Below are 1,053 nucleotides of genomic sequence, written 5' to 3' on the forward strand. Positions count from 1 at the left end.
CTAGAGCGGTTCATCGATTGATTGAATCGGGAGGGATTCCGTCGGGCGGCGGTTTGTGATTCAAGATGCTGGCTGGATCGGAGGCCAGCATCAGATGGTCCGACCTCTTTCGAATGATCTTCGTGACCGAGCCGTGAAGGCGGTGGAATCCGGCGAGAGTTGCCATGCTGTGGCGGCCCGGTTCGAGGTTGCAGTGTCGTCCGTCGTGAAGTGGCGGCAGCGCTATCGCGCGACGGGTTCGGTGGCGCCGGGCAAGATGGGCGGTCACCGCAAGCCGGTTCTGCAGCCGCATCGAGCATTCATCGTGGAGCGGATCAGGCAGACGCCACATCTAACGCTGCACGGGCTGAAGGACGAACTTGCCGCGCGAGGCGTGAAAGTCTCCCACCATGCGGTATGGACCTTCCTGCGACGCGAAGGTCTCAGCTTCAAAAAAAACACTGTTCGCCCTTGAGCAGGGCCGCGCTGACGTGGCGCGGCGGCGGCAGCGCTGGCGCAACTTGCAGGGTCGCCTCGATCCAAACCGCCTGGTGTTCATCGACGAGACCTGGATCAAGACCAACATGGCCCCGCTGCGTGGCTGGGGATCCAAGGGCGAGCGGTTGCGCGGCTTTGCGCCGCACGGTCACTGGCGAACCCTGACCTTCCTCGGTGCCCTACGCTCTGACCGGCTCACTGCGCCTTGCGTGTTCGACGGACCGATCAACGGCGAAAGCTTCCGTGCCTATGTCGAACAGCAACTCGTCAAAGTGCTCAAACCGGGCGACATCGTCGTCATGGATAATCTCGGTAGCCACAAGTCGCCGACCGTCCGGCAGATGATCCGGAAAGCCGGCGCAAGACTGTGGTACCTGCCGCCGTACTCACCCGACCTCAACCCGATCGAACAAGTCTTCGCCAAGATCAAGCACTGGATGCGCATCGCACAGAAACGCACGATCGACGACGCCTGCGACCACATCGGCCACCTCGTCAGAGGCGTTCTGCCCGGCGAATGCAGCAACTACTTTGTTAATGCCGGATACGCTTCCATCAAAAAATGAAACGCTCTAG

General features: G+C 61.1%; 1 protein-coding gene. It reads left to right on the top strand.

What is annotated here, in order from left to right:
- Positions 1-94: 94 nt before the first annotated feature.
- A protein-coding gene (locus tag BMW89_RS37155; RefSeq protein WP_092035278.1) for an IS630 family transposase occupies positions 95-1,043 on the top strand; the annotation gives its coding sequence in 2 pieces (ribosomal slippage) (positions 95-430 and positions 432-1,043; 948 coding nt in all).
- The last annotated feature ends 10 nt before the right edge of the window (positions 1,044-1,053 follow it).

It is taken from the genome of Bradyrhizobium sp. OK095 (assembly GCF_900109945.1).
Lineage (GTDB): Bacteria > Pseudomonadota > Alphaproteobacteria > Rhizobiales > Xanthobacteraceae > Bradyrhizobium.